This is a genomic window from Neokomagataea anthophila, from assembly GCF_018122595.1.
GTDB classification, from domain to species: domain Bacteria; phylum Pseudomonadota; class Alphaproteobacteria; order Acetobacterales; family Acetobacteraceae; genus Gluconobacter; species Gluconobacter anthophilus.
This window is the reverse complement of sequence record NZ_JAGRQH010000241.1, coordinates 1-216: the sequence shown is the minus strand read 5'-3', so window position 1 is coordinate 216 and position 216 is coordinate 1. Positions and strand designations below refer to the sequence as shown.

The window sequence follows — 216 nt, the reverse complement described above, 5'->3', positions numbered from 1 at the left end:
CCCGTTTACCACCCGGATGTCTTGGTGTTTGAAGTGTTCGACAAAGACGGCTCACAGCTTGGTCTGATTTATTTTGACTACTTTAAACGTGACACCAAATCTGGTGGCGCATGGATGTCTAACTTCGTTGGTCAATCCAAGATGCTTGGCACAAAGCCTGTTATTTACAACGTCGGCATTTTTGCAAAAGCCGCGCCGGGTCAACCACAACTTATC

At 46.8% G+C, this 216-nt stretch carries 1 protein-coding gene; it reads left to right on the top strand.

What is annotated here, in order from left to right:
- The coding region (locus KB213_RS12575) for a M3 family metallopeptidase (protein WP_249110584.1) at positions 1–216 on the top strand (216 nt) is incomplete at both ends.